20 protein-coding genes are annotated in these 19885 nt (G+C 65.9%); 6 read left to right on the top strand and 14 right to left on the bottom strand.

The genetic code is table 11. The features are described from left to right. Positions 1-2: 2 nt before the first annotated feature. The 6 genes from K3181_RS10960 to K3181_RS10935 form a co-directional block, all read right to left on the bottom strand. The gene (locus tag K3181_RS10960) at positions 3-281 is read right to left on the bottom strand and encodes an HPr family phosphocarrier protein (RefSeq protein WP_221603146.1); all 279 of its coding nucleotides are present in this window, start codon (positions 279-281) and stop codon (positions 3-5) included. After that, complete coding sequence (locus K3181_RS10955; RefSeq protein WP_221603145.1) at positions 278-703, bottom strand: PTS sugar transporter subunit IIA; 426 nt, start codon at positions 701-703, stop codon at positions 278-280. Before K3181_RS10955 ends, K3181_RS10960 begins: the two co-directional genes overlap by 4 nt. A 72-nt stretch (positions 704-775) precedes the next feature. Beyond that, entirely contained in the window at positions 776-1672 is an 897-nt protein-coding gene (gene rapZ / locus K3181_RS10950) for an RNase adapter RapZ (protein WP_221603144.1), read from the bottom strand. 11 nt (positions 1673-1683) lie between these two features. Further along, positions 1684-2130 (bottom strand): HPr kinase/phosphorylase, encoded by a 447-nt coding sequence (locus K3181_RS10945; protein ID WP_221603143.1) that lies wholly within the window; start codon positions 2128-2130, stop codon positions 1684-1686. Then, positions 2127-3692 carry an ATP-binding protein gene (locus tag K3181_RS10940; RefSeq protein ID WP_221603142.1) on the bottom strand — a complete coding sequence of 522 codons (1566 nt, stop codon included), beginning with the start codon at positions 3690-3692 and terminating at the stop codon, positions 2127-2129. The genes K3181_RS10945 and K3181_RS10940 overlap by 4 nt, the downstream gene beginning before the upstream one ends. 17 nt (positions 3693-3709) lie before the next feature. Next, on the bottom strand, positions 3710-4480 hold the full coding sequence (locus K3181_RS10935; protein ID WP_221603141.1) for a response regulator transcription factor: 771 nt from the start codon (positions 4478-4480) through the stop codon (positions 3710-3712). Positions 4481-4662: 182 nt separating this feature from the next. Here K3181_RS10935 and K3181_RS10930 point away from each other — a divergent pair, with 182 nt between their 5' ends. Further along, positions 4663-6261, top strand: coding sequence for a phosphoenolpyruvate carboxykinase (locus K3181_RS10930; RefSeq protein WP_221603140.1), 1599 nt, complete (start codon positions 4663-4665; stop codon positions 6259-6261). Positions 6262-6375: 114 nt separating this feature from the next. Here K3181_RS10930 and K3181_RS10925 read toward each other — a convergent pair whose 3' ends face one another. Genes K3181_RS10925 through K3181_RS10915 form a run of 3 tightly spaced genes read right to left on the bottom strand, consistent with a single transcriptional unit; the run spans position 6376 to position 10276 of the window. Then, positions 6376-7941, bottom strand: coding sequence for a DUF1570 domain-containing protein (locus K3181_RS10925; protein WP_221603139.1), 1566 nt, complete (start codon positions 7939-7941; stop codon positions 6376-6378). A 55-nt stretch (positions 7942-7996) separates the two neighbouring features. Then, entirely contained in the window at positions 7997-9862 is a 1866-nt protein-coding gene (locus tag K3181_RS10920) for a DUF885 domain-containing protein (RefSeq protein WP_221603138.1), read from the bottom strand. 36 nt (positions 9863-9898) lie between these two features. Next, positions 9899-10276 carry a DUF3597 domain-containing protein gene (locus K3181_RS10915; protein ID WP_221603137.1) on the bottom strand — a complete coding sequence of 126 codons (378 nt, stop codon included), beginning with the start codon at positions 10274-10276 and terminating at the stop codon, positions 9899-9901. Positions 10277-10371: 95 nt separating this feature from the next. On the opposite strand from K3181_RS10915, the gene K3181_RS10910 reads away from it, so the two are divergent. Beyond that, positions 10372-10581 (top strand): hypothetical protein, encoded by a 210-nt coding sequence (locus K3181_RS10910; protein ID WP_221603136.1) that lies wholly within the window; start codon positions 10372-10374, stop codon positions 10579-10581. Between the two features lie 7 nt (positions 10582-10588). Here the strand turns inward: K3181_RS10910 and K3181_RS10905 are convergent, their stop codons facing one another. Both K3181_RS10905 and K3181_RS10900 read right to left on the bottom strand, forming a co-directional pair. Continuing rightward, positions 10589-11254 (bottom strand): energy transducer TonB, encoded by a 666-nt coding sequence (locus K3181_RS10905; RefSeq protein WP_221603135.1) that lies wholly within the window; start codon positions 11252-11254, stop codon positions 10589-10591. 149 nt (positions 11255-11403) lie between these two features. Further along, entirely contained in the window at positions 11404-12060 is a 657-nt protein-coding gene (locus tag K3181_RS10900) for an alpha/beta hydrolase (RefSeq protein WP_221603134.1), read from the bottom strand. Between the two features lie 126 nt (positions 12061-12186). On the opposite strand from K3181_RS10900, the gene K3181_RS10895 reads away from it, so the two are divergent. The 3 genes from K3181_RS10895 to K3181_RS10885 are packed head-to-tail and all read left to right on the top strand — an operon-like array spanning position 12187 to position 14638. Continuing rightward, positions 12187-13239, top strand: a complete 1053-nt coding sequence (locus K3181_RS10895) for a cysteine desulfurase family protein (protein WP_345725504.1) — start codon at positions 12187-12189, stop codon at positions 13237-13239. Further along, a complete protein-coding gene (locus K3181_RS10890) occupies positions 13236-14312 on the top strand; it encodes a cysteine desulfurase family protein (RefSeq protein ID WP_221603133.1) in 1077 nt (358 codons plus the stop codon). The genes K3181_RS10895 and K3181_RS10890 overlap by 4 nt, the downstream gene beginning before the upstream one ends. Further along, positions 14309-14638, top strand: coding sequence for a 2Fe-2S iron-sulfur cluster-binding protein (locus tag K3181_RS10885; RefSeq protein WP_221603132.1), 330 nt, complete (start codon positions 14309-14311; stop codon positions 14636-14638). The genes K3181_RS10890 and K3181_RS10885 overlap by 4 nt, the downstream gene beginning before the upstream one ends. On the opposite strand, the gene K3181_RS10880 is transcribed toward K3181_RS10885, so the two are convergent. The 3 genes from K3181_RS10880 to K3181_RS10870 all read right to left on the bottom strand — a co-directional run bounded on the left by K3181_RS10880 (position 14635) and on the right by K3181_RS10870 (position 17438). Next, entirely contained in the window at positions 14635-15543 is a 909-nt protein-coding gene (locus K3181_RS10880; RefSeq protein WP_221603131.1) for a DUF4349 domain-containing protein, read from the bottom strand. The two genes, K3181_RS10885 and K3181_RS10880, sit on opposite strands and share 4 nt — an antisense overlap. 202 nt (positions 15544-15745) lie before the next feature. After that, positions 15746-16696, bottom strand: a complete 951-nt coding sequence (locus K3181_RS10875; protein ID WP_221603130.1) for a DUF4349 domain-containing protein — start codon at positions 16694-16696, stop codon at positions 15746-15748. A 184-nt stretch (positions 16697-16880) separates the two neighbouring features. Then, the gene (locus K3181_RS10870) at positions 16881-17438 is read right to left on the bottom strand and encodes a type 1 glutamine amidotransferase domain-containing protein (protein ID WP_221603129.1); all 558 of its coding nucleotides are present in this window, start codon (positions 17436-17438) and stop codon (positions 16881-16883) included. 99 nt (positions 17439-17537) lie between these two features. Here K3181_RS10870 and parC point away from each other — a divergent pair, with 99 nt between their 5' ends. Further along, on the top strand, positions 17538-19838 hold the full coding sequence (gene parC, locus K3181_RS10865) for a DNA topoisomerase IV subunit A (protein WP_221603128.1): 2301 nt from the start codon (positions 17538-17540) through the stop codon (positions 19836-19838). The last annotated feature ends 47 nt before the right edge of the window (positions 19839-19885 follow it).

The raw sequence follows: 19885 nt of genomic DNA, 5'->3' as shown, positions 1-19885 counted from the left end.
ATTTACGGCTCCCCGAAGCCATCCTCGACCATGGCGGACAGTTCGGCCATCACCGCATCGGCGTTGTCGCCCGCGACGATCAGCTCGATCGTGTCGCCCTTGGCCGCGCCGAGCATCATCAGTCCGAGGATGGAGCCGCCCGCGGCCTCGTTGTCGCCCTTGGCGACGCGCACGCTGCAGCCATTCGGCAGCTCGGCGACGGCGTTGACGAATTTCGCGCTCGCCCGCGCGTGCAGGCCGCGCTGGTTGACCACCTCGATGCTCTTGCGCAGTTCGCTCAAGAGGCTTTCCGCGCGCTGGCGAGGTCCTGGCCGAGAAATTCGCTGGCCACGGTGATGTAGTTGCGCCCTGCGGTTTGCGCGGCGTGGACCGCATCGACCACGTTCATGCTCTTGCGCGCGCCGGCGAGGCGGATGAGCATCGGCAGGTTGATCCCCGCGATCACCTCGATATGGCCCGTATCGAGCAGCGAGATCGCGAGATTGGAGGGGGTGCCGCCGAACAAATCGGTGAGGATGATCGCGCCCTGGCCGGTGTCGACCTGCTTGATCGCGTCGGCGATGTCCTGGCGCCGGCGCTCCATGTCGTCATTGGGGCCGATGCAGATGGTGGCCACGCCGTCCTGTTTGCCGACGACATGCTCCATCGCATCGATGAAATGCTCGGCCAGTTTGCCGTGGGTGACGAGGATCATGCCGATCATGCAGCTTCAGTTCCGTTTGCGATGCCCGAAGAGTGTGCCTGCGTGGCGCTTAACCATTCCTTGCCCCCGGGTCTAGCGGCGCTCGAGCGGGTCGGCGGGACGCGATCCGAGGTTTCGGTGGATGACCGTGGGCGAAAATCCGGCCTCGCGCAAGACCTCGGCGGCGCGTTCCGCACTGTATACTGAGCGGTGTCTCCCTCCGGTACAGCCGAAGGCGATGTTGAGATAGCTGCGTCCCTGCGCGGCATAACGCGGCATGACCTCCTGCAGCAGCGCGACGATCCGCTCGAAGGCGGGCGCAAAGGCGGGGTCGGCGGCGATATGGTCGGCCACCGCCTCGTCGAGCCCGGTCTTCTCGCGCAGGCCCTCGATCCAGTGCGGATTGTCGAGAAAGCGCATGTCGAACAGGAGGTCGGCCAGCGGCGGCATGCCGCGTGCGAAGCCGAAGCTGGAGACCGTGACCGTCATCGGCCGCGCGGTCTCCTCGGCGAAGCGCTCGCGCACCACCTGCTGCAGCTGGTTGGACGCGTAATCGGAAGTGTCGATGACGCTGTCGGCCCAACGCCGCAGCGGTTCGAGGAGCTCGCGTTCGGCCTTGATCCCCTCGAGCGCGGGCCGCCCCCGCGCCATGGGATGAGGACGGCGCGTCTCGTTGTAGCGCCGCTCGAGCTCGGCGCTGGTGCAGTCGATGAACAGCGTGGTCAGCTCGATGTCGTCGCGCGCGGAGAACTGGCGGCACAGTTCGATGATCTCCGCCGGAACGAAGCCGCGGGTGCGCGAATCGAAGCCGATCGCCAGCCGCGTATTGGCATCGCCGCTCGCGACGAGCCCGCCGAGCAGGCGGATGGGGAAATTGTCTATCGTCTCCCAGCCGAGATCCTCGATCACCTGCAATGCGGTCGATTTTCCCGCACCTGACAGGCCGGTGACCAGCAGGATGCGTTGCGAGGGGGGCGAATCGTCGGCCATCGGCGGGCTGCCTATGCCTTTTCGCCGGGCTTGGGGAGGGGGAGACCGTGTACCGCCAGCGCCTGCTCGGCCCGCAAGGCCTGGATGGCATCGCCCGGGGCGAAGGGCAGCACGGGCACTGCGCAACCCTCGATCTCGCGCGTGGCGACCTCCATCGGGAAGCGCGGCGCGGCGGGATCGAGCGAGAGGACCAGCGCCACCGGGCCCTTCGCAACCGGCATTTCCACGATTCCGACATTGCGGATCTCGATCAGCCCCGCAGTGTTGGGTGGAGGCGTGGCGACCAGACGCCCGTCGCGCACAGTTACGGCCACCGCATCGTCGCCCACGAGCACCGCGCCGCGATCGATCAGCGCCAGGGCGAGCGAGGATTTTCCCGCACCCGGCGGCCCCTCGATCAGCAGCACCCGACCGCCCAGCGCCACGCCGGTGACATTGGCGAGGACGCGGTCGCTCATCGCTTGGCCGGGAGGCCGAGCTCGAGGCAGGCGCCGTCCTCGTCATTGGCGCGCGAGGTCGCGATGAGCGTTCCCTCATGGGCCTCGGCGATGGTCCGCGCGATGGCGAGGCCGAGGCCCGAGTGGTTGCCGAAATCCTCGTCCGCCGGGCGGTCCGAATGGAACCGCTGGAACACCTTCTCGCGCTTTTCCTCGGGGATTCCGGGGCCTTCGTCGCAGATCGACAGCGTGATCCAGTCGTCGCGCCGCACGATATCGGCCCAGATCCGCCCGTCGGCGGGCGAGAAGGAGACCGCGTTGTCGAGCAGGTTCTGGATCACGCGCTCGAGCCGCACGGGCACGCCCATGACCCAGGCCGGATGGTCGGCGCCCGAAATCTCGAGTCGGCGGCCCTCGTTCTCGTCGCGCGCCGCGCGGCTTTCGGCGATGGTACAGAGCAGGTGCGCGAGATCGACCGGCTCGAAGTCGGTGCGCGACATTTCGGCATCGATCCGGCTGGCGTCGGAAATCTCGGTCACCAGCCGGTCGATCCGCCGGACGTCGTGCGTGGCGATGTCGAGCAATTGCGCGCGCAGGTCCGGGTCCTCGACCTTGGCGAGCGATTCGGTCGCGCTGCGCAAAGATGCCAGCGGGTTCTTGATCTCGTGCGCGACGTCGGCGGCGAAATGCTCGACCGCGTCGATCCTCTGGCGCAGCGCCGCGGTCATGTCCGAGATCGAGCGCGCGAGCATGCCGATCTCGTCGCGCCTCTGGGGCAGGCGCGGCACTTCGACCTGGCGGTCGCGCCCCTGCCGCACGCGCACCGCTGCCTGGACCAGCTCGCGCAGGGGGCGCACGATGGTCTGCGCGAGGAACAGCGACAGGAAGGTCGAGATCGCCAGCGCCAGCAGCACGATCAGCGCGACGGTCGAGCGCGCCTCGCGCACGCGTTCGGTGATGTCGATCGGGTTGCGTGTGAGCAGCAGCGTGTCGCCGTCGAGCCCGACCGGGGCCGCGGCGTTGATCACATGCGTGCCGTCGGGCGCGTCGCGCAGCACGATCTGGGTGAGGCTGTCCTCGCGCGCCCTTGTCAGCTCGGGCCAGTCCTCGACATCGTCGCTTTCGGGCTCGACATAGTCGGGCAGGGCGGGCGCGCCGACGATGCGGTCGAACCAGCGATCGAGCCGCAGCGCGAAGGCATCGCGGTCGATCTCGCTCGCGTCGGGCAGGGTGAAGCTCGGCGGGGCAAGCTGGAAACTGTCGGATTCGAGCTTGCCGTCGGGTCCGTAGACTCGCAGCCGCAGGCGCTGTTCCTTGCCGATCTGGATCAGCAGCGCCTCCTGCCGCTGCGGCGTCGCCCCGGCAAGCGCCTCGGCGGTGATCTGCGCCTCGACCAACGCCAGCTTGAAGCGCTCGTCGAGCAGCTGCTTGCGATAGGCGTCGACATAGATCACCCCGCCGCCGAGCAGGACCAGCGGCAGGACGTTGACGAACAGGATACGGCTGGTGAGCGAGAGCCGCCGCGACCAGCGCAGCTTGTCGAGCCGCGGATCGCCTTTGAGGACGCTGCCGATTTCGGACATGGCGCGGCTGCCCCGCCTCAGCCTTCGTTGAAGCTGTAGCCGGCGCCGTACAGCGTCTCGATGGCCGAGAAGGTGGAATCGACGCTGCGGAACTTGCGCCGCATGCGCTTGATGTGGCTGTCGACCGTGCGGTCGTCGACGAAGACGTCGTCGGGGTAGGCGGCATCCATCAGCTGGTTGCGGCTCTTGATCACTCCGGGCCGCGCGGCGAGCGCCTCGAGCAGGAGGAACTCGGTCACGGTGAGCGAGACCGCCTGCCCGTCCCAGGTGGCATGGTGCCGCGCCGGATCCATGTAGAGCCGTCCGCGCTCGAGCACTTCGCCCGGCGTGTCGTCGAACTGCTCGGACAGCAGCAAGGGGTGGTGATCGTCCCCGCTGCGCCGCAGGATCGCGCGGATGCGGGCGAGCAGCAGCCGCAGGCTGAAGGGCTTGGCGATATAGTCGTCGGCGCCCATCTCGAAACCGGCTTCCTCGTCGGTCTCGTCGTCCTTGCTGGTCAGGAAGATGACCGGCAGCGGCGATTTCTCGCGCAGGCGGCGGAGCAGTTCCATCCCGTCCATCTTGGGCATCTTGATGTCGAAGATGGCGAGGTCGGGAGGGTTGGAGAGCAGCGCGCTCAGCGCCGCTTCGCCGTCCGAATAGACGCGCGTGGCGAAGCCCTCGGCCTGCAGCGCGATCGAGACCGTGGTGAGGATGTTGCGATCGTCGTCGACCAGCGCGATGACCGTGCGGTTTTCCTCGATTCCCTTTGCGGGCCCCTGTGCGGGCTCTGGGCTTGTGCTGTCCATCGTCATGCTGGTTAGCCGCAATAATCAGGCAAAACAACGCAGGCCATGTCCCTCCTCAAGACAAGTTGTCGCGCAGCCGTTTGACGGAGCGGCGCGGCGGGACTATTGGCGATAGCGAGAGCCGCGCATTCGTATGCGCAGGCGATTCCCGGACGAACCCGCACCATGCGCTGGAGAATTCAGTGACCTTTCCGCTTTCCCACTCGCTTGCCGCCCAGGGCATCGAGACTGCCGCCACGATCCACCCCAACCTCACCTCGGAAGAGCTGACCGCCGCTGCGCTCGCCAATGGCGAAGGTCGCCGCGCCAAGGACGGTCCGCTGGTGGTCGAGACCGGCAAGCACACGGGACGCAGCGCGAAGGACAAGTTCATCGTCCGCGACGCCGAGACCGAGAACACCGTGTGGTGGGACAACAACGCCTCGATGACGAGCGCGCATTTCGCCGCGCTCAAGGAAGATTTCCTCAAGGCGGTGGCCGACAAGAGCGACCTCTACGTCGCCGACCTGTTCGGGGGTTCGCAGCCCGAATATCGCGTGAACGTGCGCGTCATCAACGAACTCGCCTGGCACAACCAGTTCATCCGTACGCTTCTGGTCCGCCCGACCGAGGCCGAGCTCGAGGGCTTCACGCCCGAATACACGATCATCGACCTTCCGACCTTCCAGGCCGACCCCGAACGCCACGGCACGCGCAGCGAGACCGTGATCGCGGTCAATCTGTCGGAAAAGCTGATCCTGATCGGCGGCACCAAATACGCCGGCGAAATGAAGAAGAGCGTCTTCGGCATCCTCAACTACCTGCTGCCGACCAAGGGCGTCATGCCGATGCACTGCTCGGCCAATATCGGCCCCGACGGCAAGAGCGCGGTCTTCTTCGGCCTCTCGGGCACCGGCAAGACGACGCTGTCGGCCGATGCCAGCCGCACGCTGATCGGTGACGACGAGCACGGCTGGTCGGACACGGCGGTCTTCAATTTCGAAGGCGGCTGCTACGCCAAGATGATCCGCCTCAACCCCGAGGCCGAGCCGGAGATCTACGCCACCACCAAGATGGAAGGCACCGTGCTCGAAAACGTCGTGATGAACGACGCGGGCGAGATCGATCTCGACGACAACAGCCTCGCCGAGAACACGCGCGGCGCCTATCCGCTGTCTTCGATTCCCAACACGAGCGCCGAGAACATGGGCCCGCCGCCGTCGAACGTGATCATGCTGACCGCCGATGCCTTCGGCGTTCTGCCACCGATCGCGCGGCTCACGCCCGACCACGCGATGTACCACTTCCTTTCGGGCTACACCGCCAAGGTCGCGGGTACCGAAATCGGCGTGACCGAGCCCGAGGCCACCTTCAGCACCTGCTTCGGCGCGCCCTTCATGCCGCGCCACCCGAGCGTCTACGGCAACCTCCTGAAAGAGCGCATCGCCAAGGGCGAAGTGGCCTGCTGGCTGGTCAACACCGGCTGGACCGGGGGCAAGTACGGGACCGGCAACCGCATGCCGATCAAGGCGACCCGCGCGCTGCTCAACGCCGCGCTCGACGGATCGCTCAACGATGCGGAATTCCGCAAGGACCCGAACTTCGGCTTCGAAGTGCCCGTCAGCGTCGATGGCGTCGACAGCGGCATTCTCGACCCGCGTTCGACCTGGGCAGACAAGGACGAATACGACCGCACCGCGAGCAAGCTGGTGCAGCTCTTCGTCGACAATTTCGAACCCTTTGCAGCGCATGTCGACCAGGGCGTGCGCGATGCGGCGCCGAACACGGCCGTCGCCGCCTGACGAGATCGGCTCCCCAAGGGAGCCCTCGAGTTGGAGAGGAGGCCCCCGGCCGCGAGCGATCGCGGACCGGGGGCCGAAAATTTCAGGCCATGACGATCGGGCGCCCAAGCGCGGTCATTCGCCCTCGTCTTCGTCGTACTCGTCATACTTGCGGGTGATCGCCGCGAGCACGTCGGTCAGGTCGACCATGCTGCCTGGACGCCATTCGGTCCCTTCGGCGACTTCGGCCAGTTCATCGATGTAGCGCTGCGCCTCGCGTGCCATGCGTCCGCCATGCGGGTTCGCCGCGACCGGACCCAGCGTGCTGCGGGCAATCGCGACCTTGCCCTCGCGCGCCTGCATCAACCCCGCATTCATTGCCAGCCTGCGATCGAAGGGCGACAGCTGTGCTGCGCGTTCAAGCGCGTGGCGCGCGGTTTCGTTGGGTGCGGCGCCGCGTTCGACGAAGCTGCGGTAGTAGTAGATCAGTGGCAGCGGATGGTCCTGCTCGAGCTGGTTGAGCGCCGAGAAAGGCTGCATCGCGGCGGCGAAGGCGGCCTCTTCGTCGTCCGCCTCCTCGGCCTTGCGGAACAGGGCGAATCCCTTTTGTACCAGCGCATTCTTGACCGTGGCGTCGATCGCCAGCGCGGCGTCGGCGGCCGCGATGGCGGCATCGTCGTTGCCTGCGTCGTATTCGGCTTCTGCTAGCGCTGCGAGGACGCCGGCGTCGCCGGGATAACGCGCCGCGACCTCGCGCGCGTCTTCTAGGATCTCGAGCGCCGTTTCCCGGTCCACCCCGCGCTTCGAGCGGATGATCACGGGAAGCATCTCGTCCATGCCCGGACTTACCTGCACTACCGTGATCGGGCGGATCGGTATGAGCTCGGGTGGCAGGACGAAGCCCTTGAGCCTGCGTTGCTTGACATATCGGTCGAGCTCGTGGTCGAGGGCGACGAGATCGCCAAAAGCGCCTTTGGCAGCCACGCCCGATGCTTCGCCAGCCGCGATCCGGCGCGCGTAGTCGAGCAGCTGGCCTTTGCGTGCCGGCTCGAAGGTCAGATAGTGGTAGAGCGCCCAGCTGCGCCCGTAGAAATTGTCTTCTGGAATGCCGTCGCCGAGCCGAAATCCGCCGCGCTCGAACAATTGGGCGATGGAGACGTCGGGAGCGTTTTTCAACTCGTAGGTGCGGTGGAGCGCCGGGCGACCGATCTGCACCTCGCCATCGCTGGGAAAGCGCGCGGGGGCGAAGAATTCGGCCCCGCCTTCATCCATCCAGCGGGGCATGGCGAAGCGCGAACTGCCGATCAGGAAGTGATGGGCATATTCGTGCAGCAGCGTGATCATCGAGAAGTCGAGTTGGCCGCTGGAGGCCCTGACATCGGGCACGAAGGCCACCGAACCGCCGGCGCGCGCGAAGTAGAACCCGGCGACGTTTCGCGACCCGGCGAGCTTCAGCATCTTGCGCGCGCTTCCGACCGCATAGATCGTCAACCGGTTCGAAGGGCTGGGCGTTTCGACCTCGCGCTGGGTCACGAAGGCCATGGCTGCGTGATAGCGTTCGAGCATTTCGGAGAAGCGCGCGACATCCTTTGCGCTATCGTCGGCATAGATGACGAAGTGTTGGCTGTCGGCGCGGTGCCATTCCGCCTGCGCCGGTACAGCGAGCGAAAGTGCTGCAACCGCAGCGAAAATCCTCAGCATGGTGCGACCCCCGTCTGTGTATCGACGTAGAGACTAGCCGGGGAACGCGAAAAATCTATGACGAATGCGTCATCTTCGCATGCTCGATATGGCGCGTGATGGTCTTTTCCAGCACGTCCATCGGGACATTGCCGCCGAGCACGACCGCGTCGTTGAAGCCCTTGAAATCATAGGCCGGGCCCAGTTCTCGCTGCGCACGCTCGCGCTGGCCGACGATGCGGCTGTGGCCGAGCTTGTAGCCGGTCGCCTGGCCCGGCCAGCTGCAATAGCGATCGACCTCGCTGTCGACCTCGGTCGGCTTGTTGCCGTTGCGGGTGACGAAGAAATCGACCGCCTGCGCGCGGCTCCAGCCCTTGGCGTGGAGGCCCGTGTCGACGACCATGCGGCAGGCGCGGAAGGCGAGGCTCTGGAGATAGCCGAGGCGTCCGACCGCGAAATCGTCATAGGCGCCGAGTTCGTCGCCAAGCTGTTCGCCGTACAGCGCCCAGCCTTCGCTGAAGGGGTTGAAGGCAAGGATCGAGCGGATCAGCGGAAGGCGGTTGGAGAATTCGCCCTCCCATACATGGCCGGGGATGGTCTCGTGGAAGGTCAGGTCGGCAAGGTCGTACTTCCGATGCAGGTCGGTCGTGCGGAGGTTGATCCAGAAGCGGCCGGGGATCGTCCCGTCCTTGCTGCCCGCGCCGCCATAGGCGCCCGGGGCACCGACTTCCTCGGCCGGCGGGATGCGGACCACTTCTAGATTGGGGTCGACCAGCGTGTGGAAGGCGCGCGGCATCTGCGCCCTGATCCAGTCGATCCGCTCGTGGATGAAATCCATGATCTCGGCCCGGCCTACATCGCCTTCGGGAAACTGGTAGCGCGGGTCCGCTGCGAGCGCTTGCATGCGTTCGCCTACCGAGCCGGTGGTGTAGCCGATATCGCGCAGGATCGGATCCATCCGTGCGTGCAGCGCCTCGAGTTCCTCGAGCCCCTGCCGGTGGACCTCGTCGGGCGAGAGCTGCGTGGTGGTGCTCGACCGCAGCGCCCAGTCGTAGAACTGCTCGCCATGCGGCCGCGCCGAAATTCCCGGATCGTCGCTCGCCACCGCGCGCTCCGCGCGTAGTTCTTCAAGCTGGCTATTCAGCGCTTCGGCGATTGGCCCGCTTTCGAGAGTGAGCGCGCGGTTGGCATGGCTTTCGGGCATGCCCTTGGCCTTGAGCTTGGTGCGCAGGTCGTCGGCGAAGAGTTCGCCCTTCCCCGCGCTGGCGATGGTCTGTTCCATCTGGCGCATGGCCTTGTCGAGCAGGAAGCCGGGTGGGACGACTCCCATGCCGCGCGCGGCGCGAATGCGCTCGAGTTCGCCTGCGAAGGTCGCGGGCATTTGCTCCATGCGCTCGATATAGGCGTCGGCATCGTCGCCGTTCTCGACCTTGTGGTTCGACTGCATGAAACGCGGCAGCGCAAGATACTCGCCGACGTTCTGGATCACGACATAGGGGGCGGTCCGCCAGTTGCCGACCGGCGTGTCGCCATAGGGAAGGGCGAAACCGTCGAGCGCGAGCGCATAGGCGCTCTCGACCACCTCGAGGCTGGTCAGCGTCGCATCGTCGAGCCCCTCGCGCGGGAAGGCGCGGACGCGGGCGAGGTCCTGTCGCAGCGTGGCGGCATAGGCCTGCTGGCCCTCGGGCGACTGGTCCTCGAGCTTGCCGCGCAAATGGTAGTGCGCGCCAGTATCGACACCCAGCTCGGTGGCCCGTCCGGGCTCGTGCTCGAGCAGGTTGTAACCGACCACTTCGAGCAGCCGCTCGGCCCCGATCGCCTGCGCACGGACGATGGCCTCGGGGCGCGCGGTCGCCGCGCAACCGGTGAGCGCGAGGGCGGAGGTGGCGCCGAGCCCGGCAAGGGCCTGGCGACGGGTGATGTCGAAGCTGGTCTGGGTCATGCGCGCGGTGTGCGGGCCGCGCGCATGCCTGTCAAATCAATCGAGGAATTCTGCGGGGACCTTGCCGCCATTGGCCGCGAGGCCGTTCATCACGCGCCGGTGGAGCCATATGTTGTCTTCCGCGGTGCCCGCGTAGTCCTCGCGGCCCATCTCGATCGCAAGCGCCTTGCGTGCTTCGTAATCGGAATCGATGCCGAGCAGCTTCATCAGGTCGACGATCGAGGTCCGCCAGTTGAGGCTGTCCGCGCCGGGCATCGAATCGAGGTGGTTTTCAACGTCGATGACCGGCCTTGGCTGGGCCTCTATGACAGGCGCGTCGGTCGTGCCATGGCCGGAAGGCTGAGTTCGGGGGGCTTCGCGCGCTTCGGCCTTCTTGCCGAAAATCGCGTCCTTGATCTTGCTGAAAATGCTCATGGGATTGTCTCCTTTGCCCCAATCGAACGGGTGAAGGATGGCCGTGTTCCGGTGAGGAGACTTGCCGCAGGAGCGCAACCGGTTAATGCGATCACATGCTCGATGCCGTGCTCTCGATCACCGTTCTCGCTGCGCTGGCCCTGCTCGTCGGCGCCTTCTTCCTCTGGCGCCGTACGGGCAATGCGAAGAACGCCCTGCTGATGGTGCTCCTGGCGGCGATCGCGCTGGTCAATGTCGCGATCTGGACGCTGCCCGATGCGGGCGGCGAGGCCCCGCTCGACAAGCTCGAGCAGGGCGCCCGCTGACCCGCGCCTAGCGCGGCAACTCCCATTGCACCGCGCCGGCATAGCTGCCGGCGACGGGTTCGCCGCTGGTGCCGCGCGCGGGTTCGAAGCGCGCCCGCCGCGTGACCAGCGCGCAGGTCGCCTGGTCGAGTTCGTCGTGGCCGGTCGAGCCGGTCACGGTGCAGCGGGTGACCTTGCCACTGGCGGCGATCTCGAGCCGGAAGCGCGCCAGCCCGGTCAGTTCGCGCCGCGCCCAGCTGGGCCGGTAGTCGTTGTCGCTCAGCCAGCTTGCCGGGTCGTTGCGCGGCTTGGCACCGACCGGATCGAAGCCCGGCTGCGGCAACGGCTTGGGCAATTCGCGGTTGAGGCCCGGCTGCGGGGTGGGGACCGGCGGCAACACGAAGGGCGTGGTGGGGATGGTCGGTTCGACCGGGGCGATGTCGAACTTGGGCTTGGGTACGTGGACCACAGGGTTGGCGGGCCGCGTCGCGCTCGGTTCGATAGGGTCGATGCGTTCGGGCGGCGGGGGCTTGGGCAGATCGTACTCGGTCGACACGAGCGGTCCGTCTTCGGTGGCGATTACCCCGCTCACCGTCAGCCCGGCGATCAGCGCCGCCGCGATCGCCGCATGCACCCCGACGACCGCCGCCATGCTGGCGGGCGAGGGCCTGCGGGTCTGGTCGATATAGGACATGGGTAGTGCTCCTCTTCCAACGCCGGAGCCGTTCGTGCGACTCCATGTGAGCAATGTTACAACGTAACATACAAGAGGCAAGCGTTTTCGCGTTGCATTCCGCAACCTTGGGGTTGCCGGACTGTCAGGAGGGCGCGCGGCCCGCCCGATCACTTGATCGGGCAGCTCGGGTCGAGGCGGAAATCGAGATAGTTGTCGACCGACTTCATCAGCTCGGCCTGTTCGTTCTCGAAGAAGTGGTTGGCGCGCGGGATTTCCTCGTGATGCACGGTGATGTGCTTCTGCGTGCGCAGCTTCTCGACCAGCTTGGTCACCGCCTGCGGCTGGACCACCGTGTCCTGCGCGCCGTGGATGAAGATGCCGCTCGCCGGGCAGGGGGCGAGGAAGGAGAAATCGTACATGCTCGCCGGTGCGCCGACCGAAATCCAGCCGCGGATCTCGGGGCGGCGCATGAGCAGCTGCATGCCGATCAGCGCGCCGAAGCTCACGCCCGCGACCCAGGTCACCTGCGCTTCGGGATGGACCTGCTGCACCCAGTCGAGCGCACTGGCGGCATCGGACAGTTCGCCGATGCCGTTGTCGAAGCTGCCTTGGCTGCGGCCGACGCCGCGGAAGTTGAAGCGCAGCGTCGCGAAGCCGCGGTTGACGAAGGTCTTGTAGAGCCGCTGCGTGATCTGCTCGTTCATCGTGCCGCCGCCCTGCGGGTGCGGGTGGAGGATCATTGCCACCGGCGCGCGCGGGCGCGGCGCGGGGGAGAAACGGCCTTCGAGACGGCCTTCGGGGCCGGGAAAGATCACGGTCGGCATGGGAGGTGTACCCTGGTCGAAATTTTCATGGGCTCGGCCCCCGAGAGGGCTTGCGCGAGGTTGCGCGCTATATAGGGTTTGTTGCCCAAATCGCAATCATTTCGAGCATGTCCCATCGCGAACCGCATCTATCTCGACCACGCCGCCACCAGCCCGCTGCGCCCCGAGGCGCGCAAGGCGATGGAGGAGGGCTTCGCGCTGTGGGCCAATCCGAGCAGCCCGCATGCCGAGGGCCGCAAGGCGCGCAGCCTGCTCGAGGACGCGCGCGAGCGGGTAAAGGCGACGCTCGGCTGGCAGGGCGAGGTGATCTTCACCTCGGGTGCGAGCGAGGCGTTGGCTATCGGCTTGCAGCGTGCAAAACCCTCCCGACAGATTATCAGTCCGATCGAACACGATGCCGTTGGTCGCGCAGCGCCAAGCGCGGAGATCCTGAAATTTGGCGCCATCCCCCTTATCGACCCTGACTACCTTGGTGGCTTGCTATCCAAGGGCAGCGAAGCGGTGGTTGCGATACAAGCAGTCAATTCGGAGACCGGCGTTATCCAGCCGATGTTCGACTATTATCCGATTACCCAAATGCACGGTTCGCTCCTGCTGTGCGACTGCTCTCAGAATGCGGGCAAGCATGAAATGCCGGATTGCGACATGGCGGTGGTTTCAGCGCACAAGTTGGGCGGGCCGATTGGAATCGGGGCGTTGCTCGTCAAGGATTTTGCCATGCTCGAGCCGAGTGGTGGCCACGAGCGTGGGTACCGACAGGGAACCGAGAATTTGCCGGGGGCACTTGGTTTTGCGGCCGCCTTGGAAGCGTGTTCTCCGGCCTATTTGGAAGACAGTGAAGGCGTTGGCGACGCTCTCATCGATCTTGCCGACGCGGTCTGGAACTCAGGGGGGGCAATCGTCGATGGTAACGGCATGACATCCATGTTCATCCGCGCCATCGCCATGCCCAAGATGAGCGCCACAGCGCAGGTGATGCGCTTCGACATGGCGGGGATCGCGGTTTCGCAGGGTAGCGCCTGCTCGAGCGGGACGATGAAGACCAGCCGCGTGCTCGAAGCGATGCAGGTCGAGCCCGAGGTTGCTGCCAACACGATCCGCGTCTCGCTCGGCTGGAACACGACCCGCGAAGAGGTGGAACGCTTCTGCGAGGTATGGCTTGAGTTGGCGAAGGCATGATCTACCTCGACTACCAGGCCACCACCCCGCTCGCTCCCGAGGCGCGCGATGCCATGCTGCGCTGGCTCGACGGGCCGGGCGGCACCGGCTTCGGCAATCCGCATAGCGCGCATCGCATGGGCCGCCAGGCGAAGGCCGCGATCGAACTGGCGCGTGACCAGGTCGCCGCGCTGTTCCCGCCCAATGGCCGCGTGATCTTCACCTCCGGCGCGACCGAAGCGCTCAATCTGGCGATCCGCGGATCGGGTCGGGGTGGTACAGTCTCCTACTCGGCCATCGAGCATTCGGCGGTCGGCGATACCGCGCAGGATGCGGGGGCGAGCCACATGCTCAATGTCGCGAAGAACGGCCAGTGCAACACCAGGCAAGACCTGCCCGCCGATACGCGGCTGGTCTGCGTGATGCAGGTCAACAACGAGATCGGCACCATCCAGCCCACCGTCGAGTGGCATCGCAAGGCCAAGGAAAACAACGCGCTGTTCCTGTGCGATGCGGTGCAGGCCTATGGCAAGATCGAGCTGACCGGGGCCGACATGATCGCCATATCGGCGCACAAGTTCCACGGCCCCAAGGGCATCGGCGCGCTGTGGCTGCGGAACGGGCTCGACCTGCACGAGGTCCAGACCGGCGGCGGGCAGGAATTCGGCCTGCGCTCGGGCACGCTCAGCCCTGCGCTGATCGCGGGGATGGGCGCCGCGGCGGCCGAGGCGAAGGACCGGATGGAGCAGGACCGCGACCATGTCGAAAAGCTCTGGCACCGCGCGCGCGATCTCTTCGGCGACTGGACATTGAATGGCAGCGACGAGGCGCGCTGGCACGGCAATCTCAACATCCGCCGCAAGGGGCTCGACGTCGGGCGGCTGATGAGCGAGGTGCGCGATGTGATGTTCTCCGCCGGATCGGCCTGCGCTAGCGGCTCGGGCCGCCCGAGCCATGTGCTCAAGGCCATCGGGCTGAGCGACAAGCAGGCGAAGAGCTCGATCCGGCTCGGCTTCGGCCGCTACACCACGCTCGAGGACATCGAACAGGCAGCGGGCAAGATCAACGCCGCAGCGGAGGCGCAGGGACTGTGAAGATCGAATTCGTCACCTCGAAGGGTGAGACCGTCACAGCCGAGGCCGAACCCGGCGACAACCTCCTGCGCGTCGCGCAGGCGGCGGGCCTCCCGCTCGAGGGTACCTGCGAGGGCCAGATGGCCTGCTCGACCTGCCACGTGGTGGTCGCCCCGGAATGGTTCGACCGGCTCGAGGAGGCGAGCGAGGAGGAAGAGGACATGCTCGACCTCGCCGCCGGCGTCGCGCGCACCAGCCGTCTCTCCTGCCAGATCGACCTCACTGCGGAGATGGACGGCCTCACCGTGCGCATCCCCGCGGAAAGCCACGATATGCGCCGGTTCTAGGCCTCGTTTCTGCGGTCCTTCCAGAAGCGAAGCCGCATTCCGAACCGGTGTAGCACCCAGCGCAGCAACAGGACGAACAGGATAAACGGAACAAGCGCGGTCAGCGCGTAGATCAGCGCTGCGGTGGCTCCCCCGAGCGTCGAGCCAATCGATCGCAGCGCCTGCATCACCGGCATCCCGAATCCCACCTGCGACTGGCCAAAATATGGCTCGTATTCGATCTTCACGTCGCTGAAGCGGATGCGGTTGCGGAATTTCTCCAGCTTGGTGCGAGTGGCGTCGATTTCCTCGTTGACTTCGGCGACCGCTTTCTCGGCCTTGACCAGTTCGTCGACCGAGCCGCGGTTGCCGGCGAGAATGGCGGTCAGCTTGTCGCGTAGCAACAGCCTCGAAGCGAGCCGCGCCTCGGTGTCGATGATCTGTTCGGACAAATCCTCGCCATCGCGAACCGAGGAGACGAGTTCCCCGCCAATATCTTCCGCCGGCTCGGCAATACCGTCCCCGAAAGTCCTGACTTTGTCGCTTGCGATCTGGAGCTGCAGTTCACCATAGCCGTCCCAGCTGTCCATGCTCGCCGCTGACATGCGCAGGATCCGGCAATTTGGCCCCATCGCTTCGCACATAGCGACATGGGCCGCCTGCAACCGGCCGATCTTGTCTCCGTCGATCCGGAAACCGAAGCCATAAGAATAGGCGATTTGGCCCTTCTCGGGCCGCTCTGCCTGGGGAAGGGTGGGCGTGTCCTCTTCAATTATGTCGACGGCATTGCGCAGCGTAGCCTTGCGGAGCGCCTGGCTTTCCCTGCCTGTAACGTCCACCCCGCCTTGTTCCATCGCTTCCATGAAGCCGAACGAATTCCGCGGAGCACCCTCTCTCCCTGAATCAGGATCGACCTGAGCGATCATCGCGCGCGGCGAGGCCTCGTCTTCCGAAGTGTCGTTGCATCCTGTGATTAGAGCGAGGGCGAGTGTGGCCACACAGATCGATTTCTTCACATTTCCCTCCGCTTACGCAATGTTTTTGCCACAGAACGGTCTGGATACAACTATTCAAAAAGCCCCGCCGCATCGCTGCGGCGAGGCTCCTTGTGTCAGGTTGAATCTCCGATCAGGCGCTTTCGGCTTCTTCGGGCCGGGTCCATCCCGCGCCGATGCCGGTCGTCAGGCCGAGCTTCCGCGACGCCTTGGCGCCGAGCCACACCAGCAGCCCGAGCGGCACGACCACGGCGAGCAGCACGATCAGCAGGCTGATCATCGTGCCGAAGATGCCGCCCAGCGAATTCCACGCGCTGCGGATCGGCTCGGCGAAGCTGCCGGTGGCGGGCTTGCCGCTTTCATAGGTGACGGTCATGTTCGAATAGGCGACGCGGCCGCGCATTTCGGTGAGCCAGCTGGTCGCCTGGTCGATCTCCTCGTTGACCTGCGCCACGCCGCGTTCGGCGGCGACGAGTTCGGAGACGGTGCCCTTGCGATTGCGCAGCACCTCCATCAGCCGGTCGCGCAGGACGGTGCGGGCGCGCAGCCGCGCCTCGGTGTCGACGATGTTCTTCGACAGGTCCTCGCCCTCGATCGAGGAGGAGACGAGTTCGCCGTCCACCCTGCCGCTCGCATTGGCGAGCTCCTTGCCGAAGGTGCGCGCGTCGCGGGCGCGGACAGCGAGTGTCAGGCTGCCCTGGGCATAGTCGCCCTCGTTTTCCGCCTGGTCCATCGAGATGATCCGGCAGACGTCGGGGCCCTTGGCCTCGCACATGTCGGCATGGCGTTCCTGCAGGGGGCGGATCGCGTCGGAGGGAAGGCGGAAGCCATAGGCGTAGCGATAGGCCACCTGCGGCACGCCGACGGGGATCGTGCCTGCCCCGGCCATGCTCCCGGAGTCGCCGTATCGCGCCTCTTCGACCACGGCCGCCGGAGCGGGAGGCGGTTCCGCGATGTCGTAGCTGGCCATCGATTCGGCTTCGCCGTCGACCGTGGACATACGCTCGGTCGCTTCGTTCTTGGATCCGCTGCATCCGGCGAGGACCAGCGTCGAGGCGACACCAGCCAGGAGAAATTTCCGCATTTCCGACTCCTCTCAAATCACCCGTCCCAATTGCGCCTTATTTTCGCCACAATATGAACACAATCAAAACATAATAAAGATGTTACAACATATCGTAATTTGGGCAAGGTCTCTCGTGCCCGCATGCGAAAGCCCCGCCGCATCGCTGCGACGGGGCTCCGGTTCGTAGTGTCCGTCTAGCCGATCAGGCGGCTTCGAGCTGGTCCTGCGCGACGCTTTCGCCGAGCATGTCGATCAGCGCCTTGCTGAAGGCGGGGATGTCGTCGGGATTGCGGCTGGTGATAAGATTTCCGTCGGTCGCGACCTCCTGGTCGACGACGTTCGCGCCGGCGTTCTTCAGATCGGTGCGGATCGAGGGCCAGCCGGTGACGGTCTTGCCGTCGATCAGGCCTGCCTCGGCGAGCAGCCACGGAGCGTGGCAGATCGCGGCGACCGGTTTGCCCGCCATGCCGAATTCGCGGACGATGGCGATGGCGCGCTCGTTCATGCGCAGGATGTCGGGGTTCATCTGGCCCCCGGGTAGCAGCAGGGCGTCGTAGCCTTCGCAGTTCGCCACATCGTCGACGGTTTTGTCGACCTTGATCGCGTCGCCCCAGTCCTTGTCCTTCCAGCCGCGGATCATGCCTTTCTCGAGGCTGACCACCTCGGTGGCGATTCCGGCCTTCTCGAGATTGGCCTTGGGCTTTTCGAGTTCCGACTGTTCGAAGCCGTCGGTGGCGAGGATCATTACGCGCTTGGTCATGCTTTGCCTCCTTGGAGTTGGTGTTGCTCTTGCAATGCGTGGGGAAAGCGCTCCGTTCCGTTCTTCTAGGCGAGCCGTGGCGGTGATAGGGCAGGGCGTATGGCCGCAAACGACACCACACTCGACAACGAAAAAGACCCGTTCGACGCGATCGTCGATGCCCCTTTCGACAGCGCTTTGTCCGAGCGCTATCTCGTCTATGCGCTGTCGACGATCACCGCGCGCTCGCTGCCCGATCTGCGCGACGGGCTGAAGCCGGTCCACCGCCGCCTGCTGTGGGCCATGCGACAGCTCAAGCTCGATCCAAGTTCAGCCTTCAAGAAGTCGGCCCGCGTCGTCGGCGACGTGATCGGCAAGTACCACCCGCATGGCGATGCTTCGGTCTACGACGCCATGGTCCGCCTCGCGCAGGATTTCGCGCTGCGCTACCCGCTGGTCGAGGGGCAGGGGAATTTCGGCAATATCGACGGCGATAACGCCGCCGCCTACCGCTACACCGAAGCCCGCCTGACCAAGACCGCGCTGCGGCTGATGGAGGGGCTCGACGAGGGCACGGTCGATTTCGTCCCCACTTACAATGGCGAGGAGCAGGAGCCGGAAATCTTCCCCGGCCTGTTCCCCAATCTGCTCGCCAACGGTGCCAGCGGCATCGCGGTGGGCATGGCGACCAATATCCCGAGCCACAATGTCGCCGAGATCGTCGATGCGACGCTCGAGGTGATCGACAATCCGCATGTCGAGCATGCGCGGTTGATGGAGCTGTTCAAGGGCCCCGATTTCGCCACCGGCGGGATCCTCGCCGAGAGCGCCGAGACCATCGCCGCCGCCTACGAGACCGGACGCGGGTCGTTCCGCGTGCGCGGCCGCTTCCACGCGGCCGAGGCCGAGAAACCCGAGGATCGCGACGCGGGCATCGAGCGTCTCGGCGGCGGGCAGTGGCAGCTGGTGATCAGCGAGATCCCCTACCAGGTCGCCAAGGGCAAGCTGATCGAGCAGATCGCGCAGGCAATCGCCGACAAGAAGCTGCCGATCCTCGAGGACGTGCGCGACGAGAGCGACGAGGCGATCCGCATCGTGCTCGTCCCGCGCAGCCGCAACGTCGATCCCGAACTGCTCAAGGAAAGCCTCTACAAGCTGACCGATCTCGAAACGCGCTTCGGGCTCAACCTCAACGTCCTCGATGCCGGACGCACGCCGATGGTGATGGGGATCAAGGAAGTCCTCACCCACTGGATCGCCAGCCAGATCGACATCCTCCAGCGCCGCAGCCAGCATAGGCTCGACCAGATCGCGCGGCGGCTCGAACTGGTCGAGGGCTACATCATCGCCTTCCTCAACCTCGACCGGGTGATCGAGATCATCCGCTACGAGGACGATCCCAAGGCGGTGATGATGGCGGAGTTCGAGCTCACCGACCGCCAGGCCGAGGCGATCCTCAACATGCGCCTGCGCAGCTTGCGCAAGCTCGAGGAAATGCAGCTGCGGAACGAACGCGACGAGCTGCTCAAGGAACAGGACGAGCTCGAGAAGCTGCTCGCCAGCCCGGCGCGCCAGCGCACGCGGCTGAAGCGCGATTTGAACCAATTGCGCAAGGAGTATGGCGAGGATACCGCGCTCGGAGCGCGCCGCACGACCATCGAGGAAGCCGCTCCGGCGGTCGAATTCAGCATGGATGCGATGATCGAGAAGGAGCCGGTGACGGTGATCCTCTCGCAGAAGGGCTGGGTGCGCGGCGCCAAGGGGCACCTCCCGCTCGACCAGGACTTCAAGTACAAGGAAGGCGACGGACCCGCCTTCGTGCTCCATGCGCAGACCACCGACAAGCTGCTGCTGGCGACCGACAAGGGCCGTTTCTTCACGCTCGGCGCCGACAAGCTGCCCGGCGCGCGCGGCTTCGGCGAGCCGGTGCGCAACACGCTCGACATCGATGCCAGCGCGCAGATCATCGCGGTGATCGTGCACAGGCCCGGCCAGCGCCTGCTGCTCGCCGCCGATACCGGCAAGGGCTTCGGCGCGACCACCGACGAGCTGCTCGCCGAAACCCGCAAGGGGCGCCAGGTGGTCAATCTCAAGGGAGATTCCAAGCTGGTGGTCGCGCGCCCGATCGCCGAAGGGCACGACCACGTCGCCTGCGTCGGCGACAACCGCAAGCTGGTGGTGTTCAATCTCGAGGAACTGCCGCAGCTCGCGCGCGGGCAGGGCGTGACGCTGCAGCGCTACCGCGACGGCGGGTTGTCCGATGCCACCACCTTCACGCTGGCCGAGGGGCTCAGCTGGACCATGGGCGGCAAGGAAGGGCGCACGCGGACCGAAGGCGAGATGTGGCAGTGGAAGGTCGCGCGGGGCGGCGCCGGCCGCATGCCGCCGCAGGGCTTCCCGCGCGACAACAGCTTCGGCTGATAGGAGCGCTCTGGCGCAACTGCCGCCTTAACGCAAAAGGCCGGGGA

The sequence above is a fragment of the Qipengyuania mesophila genome (genome assembly GCF_019711655.1).
Classification (GTDB): Bacteria; Pseudomonadota; Alphaproteobacteria; order Sphingomonadales; family Sphingomonadaceae; genus Qipengyuania; species Qipengyuania mesophila.
The sequence above is the reverse complement of the archived record's forward strand: the minus strand, read 5'-3'. Positions and strand labels throughout refer to the sequence as shown.

Bases quoted from the DNA above. Each gene is read 5' to 3' on its own strand.
- K3181_RS10955 (WP_221603145.1), bottom strand. From the start codon at position 703: ATGATCGGCATGATCCTCGTCACCCACGGCAAACTGGCCGAGCATTTC.
- rapZ (WP_221603144.1), bottom strand. From the start codon at position 1,672: ATGGCCGACGATTCGCCCCCCTCGCAACGCATCCTGCTGGTCACCGGC.
- K3181_RS10945 (WP_221603143.1), bottom strand. From the start codon at position 2,130: ATGAGCGACCGCGTCCTCGCCAATGTCACCGGCGTGGCGCTGGGCGGT.
- K3181_RS10940 (WP_221603142.1), bottom strand. From the start codon at position 3,692: ATGTCCGAAATCGGCAGCGTCCTCAAAGGCGATCCGCGGCTCGACAAG.
- K3181_RS10935 (WP_221603141.1), bottom strand. From the start codon at position 4,480: ATGGACAGCACAAGCCCAGAGCCCGCACAGGGGCCCGCAAAGGGAATC.
- K3181_RS10925 (WP_221603139.1), bottom strand. From the start codon at position 7,941: ATGCTGAGGATTTTCGCTGCGGTTGCAGCACTTTCGCTCGCTGTACCG.
- K3181_RS10920 (WP_221603138.1), bottom strand. From the start codon at position 9,862: ATGACCCAGACCAGCTTCGACATCACCCGTCGCCAGGCCCTTGCCGGG.
- K3181_RS10915 (WP_221603137.1), bottom strand. From the start codon at position 10,276: ATGAGCATTTTCAGCAAGATCAAGGACGCGATTTTCGGCAAGAAGGCC.
- K3181_RS10910 (WP_221603136.1), top strand. From the start codon at position 10,372: ATGCTCGATGCCGTGCTCTCGATCACCGTTCTCGCTGCGCTGGCCCTG.
- K3181_RS10905 (WP_221603135.1), bottom strand. From the start codon at position 11,254: ATGTCCTATATCGACCAGACCCGCAGGCCCTCGCCCGCCAGCATGGCG.
- K3181_RS10900 (WP_221603134.1), bottom strand. From the start codon at position 12,060: ATGCCGACCGTGATCTTTCCCGGCCCCGAAGGCCGTCTCGAAGGCCGT.
- K3181_RS10890 (WP_221603133.1), top strand. From the start codon at position 13,236: ATGATCTACCTCGACTACCAGGCCACCACCCCGCTCGCTCCCGAGGCG.
- K3181_RS10880 (WP_221603131.1), bottom strand. From the start codon at position 15,543: ATGATCGCTCAGGTCGATCCTGATTCAGGGAGAGAGGGTGCTCCGCGG.
- K3181_RS10875 (WP_221603130.1), bottom strand. From the start codon at position 16,696: ATGCGGAAATTTCTCCTGGCTGGTGTCGCCTCGACGCTGGTCCTCGCC.
- K3181_RS10870 (WP_221603129.1), bottom strand. From the start codon at position 17,438: ATGACCAAGCGCGTAATGATCCTCGCCACCGACGGCTTCGAACAGTCG.
- parC (WP_221603128.1), top strand. From the start codon at position 17,538: ATGGCCGCAAACGACACCACACTCGACAACGAAAAAGACCCGTTCGAC.